At 46.1% G+C, this 596-nt stretch carries 1 protein-coding gene; it reads right to left on the minus strand.

What is annotated here, in order from left to right:
- Positions 1-300 precede the first annotated feature (300 nt).
- Positions 301-596 (minus strand): hypothetical protein (locus tag A3750_RS05400; RefSeq protein WP_231871729.1); only part of this gene is annotated, 296 nt, incomplete at its 5' end.

Consider the following 596-nt stretch of genomic DNA (forward strand, 5'->3'; position numbering starts at 1 on the left):
GTGAAAACGTTCTTGGATAGGTGTTCATTGTAACCCTCTTAGTGTCCTACTTGGCTTGCGACTATGGGCTAGTGCTTAACTCTGAGCCCCTAGCGGATAGTTGCTAGGCAAGATAGGTTTTTTCGTACGGTCGTTTCTCGAATAAACTCTAGTCATGATACGTCGTTAAGCAAGTGTCGCATTGTGCTTCTCCAGAGAGCCCATACCACTCAGGTTTGATCATCGGGCGTATCGTAAACGAATTAGGGAGGGTATCGTCGTATAGCGGCATCACTCGGTAATCGAGGCGCATGAATGCGCTTAACGGATCATCGAAATACCGTCGATTTCGGTCACGCTATTGGCATTGGCTCGATCAATTATTTTTATAATAACCGATTGAATGGCTTCATCTTCTCTCGCGTCATGGTCGCTCGAAAGCTTCTGCTCTTGAGGTTCTGCGCCTTCTTCAAGAGTGAATGAGATAACTACTTCGCTCGCCCTATCTGAGGTGCGACCGAAGTACTGTATTGAGATCAGAGTGTAGCCCTTAAAGCCTTTCTTCACTTGTTTTGCGATACGTTTTTTCGCTTTGTCCACATTCATTCGTTGGTCCT

The organism is Oleiphilus sp. HI0079 (genome assembly GCF_001635105.1).